This window comes from Paenibacillus qinlingensis, assembly GCF_013204845.1.
Taxonomy (GTDB): Bacteria; Bacillota; Bacilli; order Paenibacillales; family NBRC-103111; genus Paenibacillus_E; species Paenibacillus_E qinlingensis.
Genome location: NZ_JABMKY010000001.1, coordinates 707,768 through 724,797 on the forward strand (window position 1 = coordinate 707,768; position 17,030 = coordinate 724,797).

Genomic DNA, 17,030 nt, shown 5'->3' on the forward strand with positions numbered 1-17,030 from the left:
CGGTGAAAGGGCTGTCTCCGTGTCTACGGGAGATGGCCTTTTCTTTTTGAAAGCCTATATCCTCATCGCTAACTAGATTAGCCTCTATCTTTCGATCTACCTCCGTCTTAAACACCACTACTCATCCGAATGATATAATCGACAGTATATATTCCATCAAATTTCGACATTACCTATTACTGAAGGAGACCCAACATTATGTTTCAATGGAAACTTGTCATACCAGCTACTTCCCTGCTCCTAACGGCAGCACTTCTCCCAGGAGGAGCGTCATCCGTATCAGCAGCCTACTCCTCGTCTGTTAACGCTTCTACGAAACTCGTATATGCTTCGGGCAAGAATTTCACGGTTAAAACGGTCACCGTTGATCTCACCGATCCAACACTTGAACTTATTCCTGCCTTAGCCGATGGTGGTATCGGACACGACGACGCCATGCAATCCATCGTGGAGCGAGAGAACGGTGTCGCGGCAATTAACGGAACATTTTTCAACGCCTACGAGTCTGATCCTTATATCCGTTACCCCAACGGAACGTTGCTGGCATCTGGCGAGCCGATGCATTCTGGGGAAAATCAGACGCTTTTTCTAAACAAAGATAAGGTGCCTGACATTCAGTTTGTCAATCTCGACATTGCCATTCGAACCAGTGAGGGTGGCGGAACCTACACCATTAATCCTTGGGGTATTAACAAATATTACGGAGACACGAGCACCGACCAAATTGTCTGGTATACGCCGGATTTCGGCCGCTGGATCGGCTTTCCTAATGGCACTAAAGTGGTAATTAACGAAGGACTTGTCACTCGGATTACGCAGGATTCCGTTTCCGTTCCGGAAGGCGGTTACGTGTTATTCGTCGGGAACAGCGCCAATAATAAGCAGAACGTACTGACCAAGTTAGACGTAGGCGACAGAATCACAAAGGATATTCTTGCAAAAGGTGAGGGCGGAAGCAATCTCGACGCCAAAACCTGGCTATCCGCCATCGGCGTAGGTCCGAAACTTGTAACGAACGGATCCTCGGATATCAATGTGAGTAGAGACGGCTTTACGGATCCCAAAGTCACGCAATCTTCTGCGGCTAGAAGCTTCGTTGGAATCGATGGCTCTAATCGCCTAGTCATGGGCACCGTGCCCAGCGCTACCTTGTCAGAACTTGCATCAATTTCGATTGCCCTTGGCTTAAAAGAAGCAATGAATATGGATGGCGGCGCAAGTTCCGGGCTATATGCGAACGGCGCCATGATGACATATCCAGGCCGGAAGCTTAGCAACGTGCTCCTCGTCCGCAAATTGGATAAGCCTAAAGTACAAATTGATATTAACGGTCAATATATCTCCGATTTCAGCGGCTTCATCGATAAAGAAACGACAGTCGTCCCAATTCGTCCTTTTATAACAGCAATGAACGCCAAGTTTTCTTGGGATGCTGCAACTAGGACTGCTACCATTACCAATGCTGGCGTCACTTTAAAACTACAGGACGGGAGTTCGGTCGCTACAGTCAACGGAAAGTCCGTTTCTGTCCCTGTTCCCTTGCAAATCATGAGCGACAGTCGGATGTATGTCCCTCTTCGTCTCGTTGCTGAGTCACTCAAAAGCACCGTTGAGTGGAACAGCAAACTGTACCGTGCATCAGTGCGTTTGCCTTAATTGCATTAGAGGATGTAATAAAAAAGCTGGTAGGGAATCAAACATGAGAAAATGTTTGGATTCCCTACCAGCTTTTTATTGTGAGATGATTCGACTCTAATCGACATTAAAACTTCCTCACAGATTAGAAATGATGGCTTCGATCTTTCTCTGCTGTTCGTTGATTTTCGGGACATATTCCGAAAAAGAAGGTAACAAAGTATTTTCAACTAGCCTTTTCAATTGTAAATCAAGCGCAGCCTTGTACCGGTCGGAGTCCTGTAAAAAGCCTGCCTCTCTTGCACATATCGTCAATTCACTCCAATCTGCAAATGAAGATATGCCGAGAGAGTTTTGATTTTGTCCTAAATGTATGCGGAAATAACTGAGTGTCTCAGGTAAATAAACAGCGTTACCTCGAACAAGAAGCGAGAGCCATGTCGCCAAATCATTGATGGTCGTAAACTGTCTGCCACAAAGAATGCCGAACGGTTCTATTAAATCCTTTTTCCGAAAAAGCACAGTAGTCGGCTCTCCGATAACATTATGTCCGTCACTCAATATGTCATTACCAAAATCAATTCCGTTCAACACCGTCGTCTCATTGTACAATCTTCGTGTTGCATATACAGGAGGTCTTTCGTTCCCGGATCCGTCGATCAACTGGCGGTAAGAAGTAACTAGTGTAACGTCTGGCATCTCCAAATAGCATGCCATCATTCGCTCAATTTTCTCGGGGTGAAACAAATCATCATCCATTAAATAGTTGACATATTCACCAGAGGATAGTTCATAACACTTGTTCCAATTTTTCACAAAAAGCACGGTATCGTTTTTAAAATACTTGATCTTCGAGTACTGTGCCAGATAGGGCTGCAACATAACCCATACGCCCATGTCCGTGCTATCATCACAAATGATGATTTCAATATTGGGATAGGTTTGATTAATGGCACTTTCTAGCGCTAACCTCAAATACTGAGGCCTGTTATAAGCAGGGATCAGAATACTGACAAGCGGCTTACTTTTCATGGAATTCCTCCATCACTGTTTTGTTCTATTTTTTATGATCCATTTGTTTCGATAACATGCTCATTAAATTAAACGTTTCTCTTTTAACCGGATGAATCCAATAATAATGAGGAGCTATTTTTGCTGCTTTCATTTCATCGAAGGAAATAGGTTTTACCGTACGCACGTATTGCAGGCTTTCATCATAATTCCAAGGATACTCCCGGCACTTTCCTCCATATTTCATAGCGAGTGTTGCATAGAGCATTTCTTCCATTGCAAAGGTATCCGTTGTTGCTAACAATTGCTCGAGTTGAATAAAATTGGTTTCAGCAAGCATTTTCCTAACTATGGGACGTCGATAAACTTGTGCTGGATTAAAATAGCGGACAAAGTAGTTTGTCTGGAAGAACGGTTGCCAACGATGCCATTCGTTCCACAGCGTAACCCCCGGATAAAATTGCGGATTATCATGCATAGAACGTTGGATTTGCATATGAGCTCCCATGCAGTCATAGCCATCCATTACCTCTTCGATGAATAACTCAAAACCAGGCTTGATAAAAAGCACGTCAGAGTCCAGGTTAATCAGGTAATCGTATTCAATGTTCGTTTCTTCCAGCCAATGCATAACATCATATAGAAATCTGCCTAATTTCCCGTATTGTAAAGGTCTGCTGTACGTACAAATGGGAATGCCTTGGCAACTACCGAAGCTCTTATTTGTCCCTCCGTTGTATAAGACAATCCTCGCATTAGGAATGTAATGTCGAATATTTTTTATTTGCTCCGTTAGTACACTTTCGTCCTCATGTGCCAATATTGCAAAACAGATCATATAGGATCACATCTTTCAAGATAGATTGAACCAGCTAGGTGGTTTGGTAAGATCGCAATCATAATGATATAAAATAGCTGGAATTCTTATTTGGTTCACTATATCCTCCGATACTCTTCCGCCCCATTCATCATCTTCACCGCCACTTATATCCTTAAATTTATGATTGGATGCAATTCTTTTGGCATAACACATTAGGTGATTAGGCCTTCTATAGTAAAAAAATTGATCTTGGCCGTTTGAATACTCTTTGCCATACTTGCACAGCTTGATAAACTGTCCGTTGAAATACACGGCTACGTCAAAAACGATGCAATCAGCGTCTGGCGTCGATTCGATTTGCGTTAACAAAGTGCTTACATAATTGGGTACCAGACGATCGTCATCATCGACAAAAACGATATATTCGCCTTTTGCTTGTTCAAGCAGCAAATTTCGTTTTGCGCCTATGGTGCTTTTTTTATTGTCCATTAATACGAGGATCTCTACAGGCATACCTTGCGTTTGTTGAGATAACTCCTGGATCATTCGCGATAAAAAATCCATACGTTCGGGTACGGAGGGAATCAGGACGGATAAGGTAATATTCATTTCACTTGTCACACCCTTTTTTCAATCTTATTAGCGAATTGTCGCTACCATTTGTTTTAAGTAAAATTACGGTGAATGTAGCTTCCATGTTTATACGTTATTCTCAAATGTTGATGGTTCCTCATCCATGAGTCCACCCGCTTCTCGAACAATTCACCACCGTATGCTGGGTACCTTTGCGATGCCGGATGTTTTTCATTGTAGATGCGCGCTCGGAAATCCTCGGTACGAATCAGATAGCATTGATCCGAAAATCCATACCCCAGATAAAAACAATCATTCTCTTCTACAGATTCCTGCTTTGCATACTCGTAGCTAAAGTTCCAGGTTGGATTTGCAACCTTGATTCTAGGGTCATCTTCCATATTCTGAAGCGCTGGCTCCACCCATTCGAGCGGCCCCGCTAGGATCGAGTCACTGGAGAAATGGAGCAAATAATCCGTCCTGCACAAGTAAATAGCGACGAGCTCAGAAATAGAATAATTATAGCCTCCGTTAAAACTCTCCTTATCTATTGCAAAGAAGTCCAGCGCCTCTCTTGCATAACGATCAACGATGGTGTAGGAAGTGAGAACACCACTCTGAACCAACTTGTCGGCATAAAAGCTAACTTCTTCCGGATCATTCACGTTATTGATGTATAAAACTGCTTCCTTGAACTGAAAACGATTATAGCGAAGATTAGCTTCCAGTCTCGGCGTTTGAAGAAGGTGACGCCAATCCTTTTCATAGCATTTCGTTTCAAAGGTCACGTTCCACCGTTTCATATAACGCCTCCTTTCTCAGACACTACGAAAACCTTGCTCATAAGATATGCCTTAGCAGGTCCGCCTGCAACGGCTAGAACCTTAGTTCATCCAATAATTCCCAAGAAGGGGCTTGTCAATAATCACCCCATTCAACGAACTTTATCACCAATACTCCATGGTAGTAAAAAAGACAGCCTATAAGTAGAAAACCTACTTACAAGCTGTCTTTATATAACTAAAATATATGGCCAAACCACCAAATCTAGCTTAGTGCAAACCTTCTAACGCAACGTCTGTTCTAGTTTCTTGATGTGCTTCTGTCTTGCCGCGGCGCAGGAAGAGTCCGAGAACAACTCCGCACATCGCGATAATCATCATACAAGTGAAGGTATACCCGAATGCATCAGGAGCTACGGATAGCATCGACTTTTGCATTTCTGCAGGTGAACTCACTGGAAGCTTCTGCTCGGTAATCAATGTTGTTACACGTGAAGTCAGAATTGTCACGACGATCGCAACACCGAAGGAGCTAATAACTTGCTGCATCGCACTTGTCAACGAAGTAACGCGGCTGACGAGGTCTTGCGGAGCTTTTTTGATCAAATGGGAGTTGATTGGCATCATCATGAGCCCCATACCTGCCCCAGCCATTGCTAGTGGTAGAATAAGATCCGTTCTTTGCGTGCTCAGATCCAAATGGGAATATTGGAAAATCGCCCCTGACACCAAGGTAAGACCGATGACAACTAACCAACGAATACCGATTCTATCAAATAAATAACCGCCAATTGGCATCATAAGTGCAGAAGCGATCGCTTGTGGGAACAGGGTCAAACCGGTATCGAATGCACCGTAACCACGAGCTTGCTGTAGGAATTGCGGGAGAAGGAAAATCGCGCCAAACATACAGAATTGGATCACCCATTGAATGAATATACTAAAGGAAAAATCGAATGATTTGAAAACGCGAAGCTCAAGTAATGGAATTTTCGTTTTGAGCTCAACGATGACGAAAGCAATCAAAGCAACGGCACCAACGATGATACCGCCAAGCGCTTTATCAGACGTCCACCCTGTAGCACCTTGCGAAATACCATAAGAGAGCGAAGCGAAAGCAATCGGACCCAGGATCATCCCCGGCAGGTCGAATCCGGCAACTTTTTTACGTGCCACAACAGGTAATTTCCACAATCCGAAAATTAAGCTGAAAATACCGACAGGCAAATTAATGAGGAAAATCCAGTGCCAGGAATGGTATTCAACTAACCAACCTGATAAAATTGGCCCAATAGCTGGTGCTAATAAAATAGGTACGCCAAGCATACCCATAACTTGCCCAATTTTGTTAGGCGGACTAAGTCTGTATACATACGCCATTGCGACTGGCATCACAAAGCCTCCGCCTAAGCCTTGCAGAATGCGGAAAAAGATCAACATTTCAGCAGTGTTTGGCGTCGCACACAAAAGAGATGCAATCGTAAATAAAAATACGGATGTAAGAAAAACATTTTTGGCTCCAAAACGGTCAGATAACCACCCCGCTAATGGAATTACTGCAGCGGATGCCAACATATAGCCTGTTACCGCCCATTGAATTGTAGGTAGATCTGTTTTAAAGTCAACCACTAACTTCGACAATGCAACATTCATTGCTGTCGTGTCGAGGATAACCATGAATATGCCCGTAATAATAGCGATTAACGGCACCAGAATGCTCGTAATCTTAAATTCCGGCTCGGTTCCACCGGATACAGCCGTTTGACTCATTCCTAACTCCTCCTTAGACAACTTCTCTCTTCACGTGTTACAATATTTACGGGACAATTGTCCGCTACCCCATATTACGGACAATTGTCCGCAAAGTCAAATGATTTTTTCATGAAGGATCTCTGTACCAGGAGGAACGAAAAATATGAAACATCCAGATGATCATCAAGGAATCTGTGAACTAGTTAAGGATGCCATTACACCTAGCAGTCGCCGTGGAGAACGGGATACGGAGTATCGTCGTCGCATCCTCTCTGCTGCTCGCATGCTTTTAGAATCGAATGATATAGAATCCGTCACGATGCACCAAATTGCGAAAGAATCCGGAGTGGGCCAAGGAACCTTATACCGCCGCTATACGCACATTGGTGATGTGTGCAGTGATTTGATCAAGTCAACGACTACGCGGTTTATTGATATGCTTGAGGCGAAGTACACAAAAGCTGATCCTGAAGGCTCAGGACTTGCGCAGCTATCCGCTTGTATTCATGATGTCATTGATTTCGTTGACGAGAATGTCTCGCTGTTGTCTGTCATCTCTTCCATGCATGCGGACAAACGCAGCGTTAGCATTCATAAGAAGCCGTTCTTTACCAGACTGCGCAATATTCTAGCTCCACTCATTCAACATGCCATTCAAAATGGCGAGATCAAGGACTTAGATGTCACTCTGACGGTCAATACGCTTCTCATTTCCCTTTTTCCGGAACAGTATTTGTACCATAAAGACGTGCTTGGCTACACCAAACAACAGTTCACTGAAGGTATATGTCGACTATTTGTAAAAGGAATATAAATGGATGAAATCAGATATGAATGCGAGCCAGCGTACCTTTTGGAAGAAATACATGGCGAAAGCCAGAATAGATGTCGAGTTTGCGGCTTTTACGAAAGTACCGCGAAGCTGGAACGATGAGATCCCCGCGTGTCCTGTTAATCGGCTGTATTTTATTATGGAAGGCGAAGGTTTTCTTAAAATAGGTAATCAAACCTACTACCCGCGTCCTGGCGAGCTCTACCTCCTTCCTGCGGGCAGTAACCAAGCCTATGGCACGATTAGTGAGAATACCTTCGGCAAGTATTGGTGCCATTTTACCGCGAAAATTGGTGATTTGGATCTCTTTCAGATTTTGCACACAAGTCCATCGATTGTCGTCAAAGACTCGTTAGCCCTTGGGCAAACATTCGAGAAGTTGATTGCGCATCGCCGAAGTGATGCTTTATCCGCCGAATTCCGGGTGACTGGGATCCTACACGAACTGATCGCGGATTTCATTGATGGCAATGCTTCCGTAAAACTGAATTTAGCTACGACCCCAACCCACGAGAAAATGAATGTTGTTCTGCGGTACATGGAGCAGCATATGGCTGATCAGGTTTCGATTGAAACGCTAGCCCAGCTCGCTCATTATCATCCGAATTATTTCATTAACGCATTCAAACAATTTACGGGGTACTCCCCGATCCAATATATGAACCATCTGCGCTCGGAAAAAGCCAAAGATCTTCTCCTGACAACGGAGCTGAATGTTTCCCAAATTGCCGATTACTTCAGCATGGAATTATCGTATTTCTCCCGCATGTTCAAGGAACAAACGGGATTTAATCCAACGGCGTTTCGCGATCTGCGGCCGCGCTGAGATAGTCCTCTAGCCTTCCTATTGGGATGGCTGGGGGGCTTTTTTGGGTAATTATTAACATTTTGTCCATACAGATATGAGACAACCCACATAGTATAAAACAGTACGAAGAAAAATATGGAGGTGCCTATATTGAGCTGCTCAAAATGTAGGCCAAATAACAAATGCAAAAAATGCAAAAGAAAAACATTAATCGTTTGCCCTCTTAAGAAAGGAAAGAAATGCCCTGAAAAAAAAGTCATCAAAAAGAAAATTATTCACCTAGAGTGCCCTCCCCCTGAAATTAATGTTCATGTACCCAGAGGAGCGACTGGAACTACGGGAGCAACTGGTTCTGCTGGAGTTAGCGGGGCTACTGGCGCTAAAGGCGATATAGGACCTATAGGGGCTACTGGGGTTACTGGGCCCATTGGCGCTATGGGTGAAGCAGGAGCTACAGGAGCTACCGGGACGACTGGCGCTACGGGTGAAGCAGGAGCTACTGGTGTTACGGGGCCTACTGGCGTTACTGGGCCCATTGGCGCTATGGGTGAAGCAGGAGCTGCTGGCGTTACCGGGCCCACTGGCAATGCGGGTGAAATTGGCGCTACTGGCGTAACTGGCCCCACTGGCGCTACGGGTGAAACTGGGGCTACTGGCGCTACAGGGCCGACTGGACCTACGGGTGCCACGGGTGAAACCGGGGCTACAGGTGCTACAGGTGAAACTGGAGCTACTGGCGCTACTGGGCCAACTGGACCCACGGGTACCACAGGTGAAACTGGAGCCACTGGCGCTACTGGGCCTACTGGACCTACGGGTACCACAGGTGAAACTGGCGCTACTGGCGCTACAGGGCCGACTGGAACTACGGGTACCACAGGTGAAACCGGGGCTACTGGCGCTACAGGGCCGACTGGAGCTACGGGTACCACAGGTGAAACTGGAGCTACTGGCGCTACAGGGCCGACTGGACCTACGGGTACCACAGGTGAAACTGGAGCTACTGGCGCTACTGGGCCGACTGGAGCTACGGGTACCACAGGTGAAACTGGAGCTACTGGCGCTACAGGGCCGACTGGACCCACGGGTACCACAGGTGAAACTGGAGCTACTGGCGCTACAGGGCCGACTGGAACTACGGGAGCTACGGGAGCTACGGGAGCTACGGGAGCTACAGGTGAAACTGGAGCTACTGGCGTTACAGGACCGACTGGACCGACGGGTGCCATAGGTGAAACTGGCGCCACAGGCACTACTGGGCCGACTGGAGCTACGGGTACCACAGGTGAAACTGGAGCTACTGGCGCTACAGGGCCGACTGGAGCTACGGGTACCACAGGTGAAACAGGAGCTACTGGCGCTACAGGGCCGACTGGAACTACGGGAGCTACGGGAGCCACAGGTGAAACTGGCGCCACAGGCGCTACTGGGCCGACTGGAGCTACGGGTGCCACAGGTGAAACTGGCGCTACTGGCGCTACAGGGCCGACTGGACCGACGGGTGCCATAGGTGAAACTGGCGCCACAGGAGCTACGGGAGCTACGGGAGCCACAGGTGAAACTGGCGCTACAGGCGCTACCGGGCCGACTGGACCTACGGGTACCACAGGTGAAACTGGAGCTACTGGTGCTACAGGGCCAACTGGAGCTACTGGTGCTACAGGGCCAACTGGAGCCACTGGCGCTACAGGGCCGACTGGAGCTACGGGTACCACAGGTGAAACTGGAGCTACTGGCGCTACAGGGCCGACTGGACCGACGGGTACCACAGGTGAAACTGGAGCTACTGGCGCTACAGGGCCGACTGGAACTACGGGAGCTACGGGAGCTACAGGTGAAACTGGCGCTACTGGCGTTACAGGGCCTACTGGACCGACGGGTGCCATAGGTGAAACTGGCGCCACAGGCGCTACTGGGCCGACTGGAGCTACGGGTACCACAGGTGAAACTGGAGCTACTGGCGCTACAGGGCCGACTGGAACTACGGGAACTACGGGAGCTACGGGTGCCACAGGTGAAACTGGCGCTATTGGCGCTACTGGGCCAACTGGACCTACGGGTGCCACAGGTGAAACTGGCGCTACTGGCGCTACTGGGCCAACTGGACCGACGGGTGCCACAGGTGAAACTGGAGTTACAGGCGCTACCGGGCCGACTGGACCTACGGGTGCCACGGGTGCCACGGGTGAAACTGGCGCTACTGGCGCTACTGGGCCGACTGGACCTACGGGTGCTACGGGTGAAACTGGAGTTACAGGCGCTACCGGGCCGACTGGACCTACGGGTGCTACGGGTGAAACTGGAGTTACAGGCGCTACCGGGCCGACTGGACCTACGGGTGCTACGGGTGAAACAGGAGCTACTGGCGCTACCGGGCCGACTGGACCTACAGGCGCCACGGGTGAAACTGGCGCTACTGGGCCGACAGGCGCTACGGGTGCCACGGGTGAAACTGGGGCTACTGGCGCTACTGGGCCGTCTGGACCTACGGGTGCCACAGGTGAAACTGGCGCTACCGGCATTACCGGTCCAACTGGGGCTACTGGGGCTACGGGTGAAACTGGTCCCACAGGTTCCACAGGAGCTGCGGCAGTATCCGAATTCGCGTACATTTATAATCTAGGTACTCAATCGGTAGCACTAGAAGCTGATGTAACTTTTGATACAAATGGTATTATTTCATCAGGTATTACACATGCTATCGGAGATGCTGAGATCTTTATTACCAATCCCATTCCAGGTAACTATGAGGTGACCTATTCCATCTCAGGTGTAGGACCCAATCAATTCGCACTATTTTTAAATAACACCACCTTGGTATTGGGATCCGTTTATGGTTCCGGTGCAGGCACTCAGCAAAACAATGGGCAGGTAATAGTCGCTTTAGCCGCTGGCAATTATCTAACTCTGCGAAATCATAGTTCAGCTGCTGCGGTCGGCCTTCAGACATTAGCCGGTGGCACACAAACAAATGCAAACGCTTCTGTTCTTATCAAAAGATTAGGTTAGTATCTAATAAATCAGCGAGCTGTTTGCAGGCCCTGCCTGCCATATCAACTTGCTCACATACATCAAAAAAACGATCAATCCCCATTTATCATAGGGATTGATCGTTTTCTCGTTCGTTCTTATCCTTGCATTTACGGATAAAACGCGTTCTTCGCTGTCGTCGTCGGGCACCAGCGCGCGTTAAGCAGGAACTTAATCAGCGTGTCTTTCGCACGCTCTGTACCAACGTAGCGCAAGGATTCCGCCGCATGTGCACGCACGTAGCGGTTCTCATCATCCAGAGCGATTTCCAATTGTGGAATCGCGGCTTCTGCACTTGCCCCTAAACGGGACAGCGCCAAGCTGGACATAAACCGCACCTGCGCACTTTCGTCCTGCAGCGCATCACCTAAACATGCCACCACTTGATCGTGGCCAGCTTCCATAAGTCCAAGGGCATCAACAACAGCACAGCGGATTGTCTCCGATGGATGCTGCATCAAATCTACAAGTGCAGGTACCGCCTCACTCGCGAGTCCTCTCAATTCACCAAGCGCGAACACAGCATGCGCGATGATTTCCTCCGAATTCTCTTCAGTTGCCTCCTTCTTGTCTGAGGCCAACGCGGCAATCAAGCCATTTACTGCGCTCTCTCCCGCAACGGATAAGCCATATGCAGCAAGTCGGGATACATTTTTATCCTCGCTATGAAGGGCTTGAAGCAATGCGTCTACACCACTTTGACCACTTGCCGCAAGCTCGTAAGCCACATTAATGGCATCAGGCTCAAAACTGCTTAAACCAGCGCTTAATTCCGCAATCCGCTGCGGATTAGAAGTAACTGTGTTAGCGATGCTGCCAACTTGTCCCGACAGCCAATTCCACGTCTCTTCCCACATCAAATCGTGCTGCGCTATCGGCAGTTGTATCCCCTCCGGTTTACGCCACCCACTCTCTTGGTTGTTCCAGCTTGGCGTTACTGGCAGCTCCGTCCGCATAAATTCAAACTTCAACATATAACGAGGCGTTCCCAGCACATTCGGAGTGGAGCGATGCCATATATCATAATGGATCAGTGCAAAAGTCCCCGCTTCCCCACTTGCCAAAACCTCACCCTCAGGTTCATTTCCTTCAAAAGTACGAGATTCATAGTTTTGCGTACCTGGAAGTACGCCTGTCGGTCCTAATTCCACAGGTGTATCCTGTGGGAAATACATAATCATAGCCCATTGCGGGTGATGATTGCGCATCCTTTTATAACCCCAATAGCTATCTTTATGCCAACCACCAGCGACGCTTGAAGCATTGAAATGCCCATGGCGGTGCGCATGCATCATATAATTAGGTCCCAACACACTCGTCAATGCACCTGTTACAACGGGATGATCGAAAACTTTGCGCAGCTCGCGAATTCGAGGTAAAAGATTGTTACCAGGATTGCCTTCTTCGGTGTAAACCGTGTTCAATTGCTCTACTAAACTTTCATGGAATTCACGTGAAAAATCAGTTTTGAGAATCAGGCAGCCATTCGTAATAAACGATCTCATTTGCTCATCAGTCAATAATAAAGGTGAATTGCTCTGCATTGTCTCTGCCTCCTTGGCAAGTAAGGAATGTGTGAACCATGCTTTTATTATATGAATGATGATTCGGACATTAAATAAACAATCTTAATCCGTGCTAGCACAAAATTAAGGTATTATTATCCCTCTCGTTTTAAAACAGAGTACCTATCCTCGTTGCATATCTCTCCGATTTTGATATAAAGTTAAGATGAAATCGAATCATAGCTAGTCTTTTCCTGAGCTTCCTATCCAATCTTGCGATAACTATAATTATTCATACATTTCATTGAAAAGAGATGTTACACGATGACCTACCCGCAGGATCTAAAAGAACGAACACCGCTATGGGACAGCAACTTTCCTATCCACTTCTATAGAAACCGCCCGTCCCCCCGTGCAAAAGATGATACAATTCTCAATTTGCATTGGCATGAGCATTTTGAAATTATTGATATGCAAGTTGGCAAAGCCGTATTTCACATCGACAGTCGCCCCTACGAGGTAGAACCTGGCGATCTTCTTTTCGTCCCTGCTGGTGCACTGCACGTGGGTTACAGTTTGGAGCGTGAACCGATCGAATACGTAGCGATTGTGTTTAATGCGTCTTTGTTACGTGTGATTAATCCCGATCCGATCTATGAAAGATATATCCTTCCGTTCCTAGACGGACGCATTCTCCCACCTCCAATGTTAAAAGCAAATGATGAGCATGCCGCACCTTACCGCCGACTCATTCGTGAATCGACGGTTGAATTTGAACAGAGAGATTCCGCCTATGAACTAGTAATCAAACATAATTTTCAACTGTTATTCACGTTGCTCTCACGGCAATTTCTACCGGACAAATTCATAACCAAGCCATTCCCAGCGCGTCACACTGAAGCCTTTAAGCCACTAATCCAACAGATGGAAGCACAGTTATCTGAACCATTATCCGTGGAGCAAGCAGCACGAATTGTGAATCTGAATCCGTTCCATTTTTGCAAAACCTTCAAGAAACTAACCGGACGCACCTACATCGACTATATGAATTGGCTGCGAATTAATGAATCCGATCGACTACTTCGTGAAACGGAATGGACTGTAACGGAAATTGCTGAGCGAATCGGTTGTGGGAATGCGAACTATTTTACGAAGCTTTTTAAGAAATATCGAGGATTTCCTCCGTCTGAAGTTCGGCGAAAATTAGAAAAAACTTAGCTTATAGTAGCGCGGGCATCACGTAACTATATACGGCAATAAAGTGGCAGATGCTTCCCGCGAGAACAAACAGGTGCCAGATTGTATGATGATAGCGTAATTTGTGCCAGAGGAAAAAAGGGACACCTCCGAGGTAGCTCATCAATCCGAGCCCTAACCAAGCAAACGCCATATGCGGCAGTCGTACATAAAGCGGAATAATGAAGAGCATCATGAAGGCGGCCATGCCTAAATACATGAACAGCCCCCAAGGCATAAAACGCTGAATGATAACATGCACATACCTTACACCGCCAAAGGCTAGCGCCCAAATGACGATGAGCAGCTCAATCGCAATCCGGCTATGCCAGGTGATGAGCAAGAAGGGCGTATAGGAACCCGCCATGGCAATGAATATCGCCGCGTGATCCAGCTTTTCGAAGCGTTTCCCCCACTTGGGTGAGCGAGCACCGTGCAGCAGCGTCGAGGACACGTAGAGCAAGCAAAAGGAAACTCCGAACACAACGTTGCTCGCCGTGTAGAGCCAATCTTCAAAAAGTGCAGACCGCTGCAATAACAAAATCAGCCCATAAATACTTAAACACACACCAATCCCATGGCTAACTGTGTTTAAGCGTTCTTCTTTGCGTGCAAGTTGCTCCTCCATGTGCCAAGACACTCCTTTCGTGTGTTTGTCCTAGTTTTTCCCATGGAGGTGGCGCGTATGTATGAAAAGTGGAGCGGAGGTGCCATTTGCCTCTTCTGTCCTACTATAAAAAATAAAACGCCGCTAACTCCAACAAACAGGAGCTAGCGGCATGTGCTGCACGCTTAATATGATGGCTCTCTTCACAAAAGCAAACTTGATTCTCCCCCTGAAGCACCGCATTTGAATATCATACAATTTAAAGTGGAGAACCTTCCTTTTCCTTCTTCTTTTTATGCAGCAAGGCAGCCAATTCTTTATGATGCTTGAACATAATGAGAAGCGTATTCCCCACCCATATCCACAACAACATCGCCGCAGCGTCCCTCACATACAGATATATACCCAAAAGCAACATCCCGATCACAACCTGCTGACCATCTACCTCCGACGATATCGGCTTCCATTTATGAATGACCTTCATCCCGCCTAGCATGACTGCCAAAATAACCGCCAACGCTAGTGATACTTCAAACTGTGTCAGGCCACTCCAAACGCCAAATGTGACAGCGATCGCCTTGCCCCCTTTTCCACGCAAAAAAGGCGAAAACGCATGCCCAAATATGGATGCTAATGCAATGGGAATCAGTCCATATCCAGACATCCCGCCAACTTCCACTGCCAATAAAATGACGAGATAGCCTTTAATAAAATCAAGCAATACCCCGGCAATGCCTAGCCGAAATCCCGCTGCTTTCCACAAATTGAGGGCGCCAGGGTTCCCGTCCCCTATGGTTTTTAGATTTTTCCGAGCTAACCGACCCAACCAGTAACTAAACATAAGCGCACCCGATACAAAAGCACAAATCGTCCACACGATGATCATTGCTCTCGCCTGCTTCCTACTTTGACGTGCCGCCCTTTCCAGGCTACATGCCCTAGAAATACGACCTGATACATCGAGTACAGCATGACCATAATGAAAAATAACGTGGACACCATGTGTAACACAGGAATGACGATGCCAAAAATCCCAACGTATTTTACAAAATAAAAAAGCTGTGCCATGTACAAGAGGTAGCCGATTAGAAGCGGTATGCCCCATGTTGTCGTTAGGAAAAAAGGGAAAGCTGCTGAGAGGATCAGCCCAATCGCCCAAATCGCGGTAAGCGTAAGGGTACCTGCTTTGAGTTTAGACGTGCCTAGGACAGCACCTTTGCCGAAGCCTTGGATCTGGCTTTTTAGGCCCTGAGGATACATCCGGAACGAAACCAGCCCATAGCCGATAAAATTGTTCACCGGAATCCCTGCTCTTACATACGTAGCACCAAGATTTAGGTCGTCCAGCATTTCCGATTTGATGCCTTCGTGGCCTTTGACCGATTCGTAATCTTCCCTAGTCGTTAAAATACAAGACCCATAGAGGCCTTTCTGTTTATTATTTTTCTCAAAAGGAGATGTAAACGCAAATACACCGAGCACATTGAAGATGAGCGCTAGTCTCTCTCTTATATTCTCCGTGTAATGGTAAGGAACGACCGACAGCACTCCACCTAATTTATTCCGTGCTTTTACCAAACATTCTAATGCCCGAGGTGCGAACCGAATATCTGCATCCAGAAAAGCAATGAGATCACCCGTGGCGTGGGAATAGCCGTTCCATACGGCCCAGTTTTTGCCCGTCCACCCGTCAGGCAGCTTAGGATTAGAAATCACGGTAACGCCGTAATTTTCAGCGATTTCCTTCGTGTGATCCTCCGAAAAATCATCTACTACGATGACTTCATAGGGTTCCAAGGTTTGGATTTTCAGGGCATGAAGAAGGTGAGGGAGATTGTCCGCTTCATTCCTTGCCGGAATAATGATAGACAACTTAACTCCATTCAGAGCTTGATCGGTGCTGCGGGGGATCTCTTGTCTTCTGAAGATCATGAAACCAGACAAACACCCTAGGACACATATGACTAGTAACGCCATTTGGGGAACTCCTCCTTCACATCCCACTGCTAATGGGGCCGGTGCGAGACATTTTTCCGATCCGGAAATACAGGCTATATAGATGTATATGAAAGTTCAATCGCTTCTCATGCGAACAATTCACTCGGTATGTTATAATATTGCTTATCACCTTATTGGAGGCATCCTTATTTATGAAAATTTATGTCATCCTCTCTTTTGATGGGGAAACACTTGAGAATGTTTATGTCGGTCCCGACGAGGAAAAAGCGCTTGCGTTCAAGCCGGCCGATTTTGAAAATTGCGATGCCCTCTTTGTAGAAATATGGGAAGACGGGGAAAAGACCGACGATTTCCGATTAGAAGAAGAGGAAGAATTCGAAGAAGATGATGTACAATATGAGGACGTGGATCTGGTTAACGAAGAAGACAATGAGGAAGAAGTCAAATAAGGTTTCCCTCTATATCGCATAGAAAGGACGA

Annotated in this window: 15 protein-coding genes; 6 read left to right on the forward strand and 9 right to left on the reverse strand. The window is 47.0% G+C overall.

The window, feature by feature from the left end:
• Positions 1–198: 198 nt before the first annotated feature.
• Positions 199–1,656, forward strand: coding sequence for a stalk domain-containing protein (locus tag HQN88_RS03360; protein WP_173108790.1), 1,458 nt, complete (start codon positions 199–201; stop codon positions 1,654–1,656).
• Between the two features lie 117 nt (positions 1,657–1,773).
• On the opposite strand, the gene HQN88_RS03365 is transcribed toward HQN88_RS03360, so the two are convergent.
• From HQN88_RS03365 to HQN88_RS03385, 5 genes are all read right to left on the reverse strand, one after another.
• On the reverse strand, positions 1,774–2,667 hold the full coding sequence (locus HQN88_RS03365) for a glycosyltransferase family 2 protein (RefSeq protein WP_173108791.1): 894 nt from the start codon (positions 2,665–2,667) through the stop codon (positions 1,774–1,776).
• Positions 2,668–2,692: 25 nt separating this feature from the next.
• Entirely contained in the window at positions 2,693–3,277 is a 585-nt protein-coding gene (locus tag HQN88_RS03370) for a hypothetical protein (RefSeq protein WP_173108792.1), read from the reverse strand.
• Positions 3,278–3,499: 222 nt separating this feature from the next.
• Positions 3,500–4,075: a glycosyltransferase family A protein gene (locus HQN88_RS03375; RefSeq protein WP_173108793.1), complete on the reverse strand. Its 576-nt coding sequence runs from the start codon at positions 4,073–4,075 to the stop codon at positions 3,500–3,502.
• A gap of 56 nt (positions 4,076–4,131) precedes the next feature.
• Positions 4,132–4,842, reverse strand: coding sequence for a hypothetical protein (locus tag HQN88_RS03380; protein ID WP_173108794.1), 711 nt, complete (start codon positions 4,840–4,842; stop codon positions 4,132–4,134).
• Between the two features lie 249 nt (positions 4,843–5,091).
• Positions 5,092–6,591, reverse strand: coding sequence for a DHA2 family efflux MFS transporter permease subunit (locus HQN88_RS03385; RefSeq protein WP_173108795.1), 1,500 nt, complete (start codon positions 6,589–6,591; stop codon positions 5,092–5,094).
• Between the two features lie 145 nt (positions 6,592–6,736).
• On the opposite strand from HQN88_RS03385, the gene HQN88_RS03390 reads away from it, so the two are divergent.
• The 3 genes from HQN88_RS03390 (at position 6,737) to HQN88_RS37490 (ending at position 11,222) form a co-directional block, all read left to right on the forward strand.
• The gene (locus tag HQN88_RS03390) at positions 6,737–7,387 is read left to right on the forward strand and encodes a TetR/AcrR family transcriptional regulator (protein WP_173108796.1); all 651 of its coding nucleotides are present in this window, start codon (positions 6,737–6,739) and stop codon (positions 7,385–7,387) included.
• A 4-nt stretch (positions 7,388–7,391) separates the two neighbouring features.
• Entirely contained in the window at positions 7,392–8,231 is an 840-nt protein-coding gene (locus HQN88_RS03395; RefSeq protein WP_173108797.1) for an AraC family transcriptional regulator, read from the forward strand.
• 132 nt (positions 8,232–8,363) lie between these two features.
• Entirely contained in the window at positions 8,364–11,222 is a 2,859-nt protein-coding gene (locus tag HQN88_RS37490; protein ID WP_274320376.1) for a collagen-like domain-containing protein, read from the forward strand.
• 131 nt (positions 11,223–11,353) lie between these two features.
• On the opposite strand, the gene HQN88_RS03405 is transcribed toward HQN88_RS37490, so the two are convergent.
• Positions 11,354–12,787, reverse strand: a complete 1,434-nt coding sequence (locus tag HQN88_RS03405; RefSeq protein ID WP_173108799.1) for a HEAT repeat domain-containing protein — start codon at positions 12,785–12,787, stop codon at positions 11,354–11,356.
• A gap of 285 nt (positions 12,788–13,072) precedes the next feature.
• Here HQN88_RS03405 and HQN88_RS03410 point away from each other — a divergent pair, with 285 nt between their 5' ends.
• The gene (locus tag HQN88_RS03410) at positions 13,073–13,966 is read left to right on the forward strand and encodes a helix-turn-helix transcriptional regulator (protein ID WP_173108800.1); all 894 of its coding nucleotides are present in this window, start codon (positions 13,073–13,075) and stop codon (positions 13,964–13,966) included.
• 1 nt (position 13,967) lies between these two features.
• Here the strand turns inward: HQN88_RS03410 and trhA are convergent, their stop codons facing one another.
• The 3 genes from trhA to HQN88_RS03425 all read right to left on the reverse strand — a co-directional run bounded on the left by trhA (position 13,968) and on the right by HQN88_RS03425 (position 16,568).
• Positions 13,968–14,612 (reverse strand): PAQR family membrane homeostasis protein TrhA, encoded by a 645-nt coding sequence (gene trhA / locus HQN88_RS03415; RefSeq protein ID WP_173108801.1) that lies wholly within the window; start codon positions 14,610–14,612, stop codon positions 13,968–13,970.
• 238 nt (positions 14,613–14,850) lie between these two features.
• Complete coding sequence (locus HQN88_RS03420) at positions 14,851–15,477, reverse strand: glycerol-3-phosphate acyltransferase (protein ID WP_173108802.1); 627 nt, start codon at positions 15,475–15,477, stop codon at positions 14,851–14,853.
• Positions 15,474–16,568, reverse strand: a complete 1,095-nt coding sequence (locus HQN88_RS03425; protein ID WP_173108803.1) for a glycosyltransferase family 2 protein — start codon at positions 16,566–16,568, stop codon at positions 15,474–15,476. Before HQN88_RS03425 ends, HQN88_RS03420 begins: the two co-directional genes overlap by 4 nt.
• 173 nt (positions 16,569–16,741) lie before the next feature.
• Here HQN88_RS03425 and HQN88_RS03430 point away from each other — a divergent pair, with 173 nt between their 5' ends.
• The gene (locus HQN88_RS03430) at positions 16,742–16,999 is read left to right on the forward strand and encodes a hypothetical protein (protein ID WP_173108804.1); all 258 of its coding nucleotides are present in this window, start codon (positions 16,742–16,744) and stop codon (positions 16,997–16,999) included.
• Positions 17,000–17,030 lie beyond the last annotated feature (31 nt).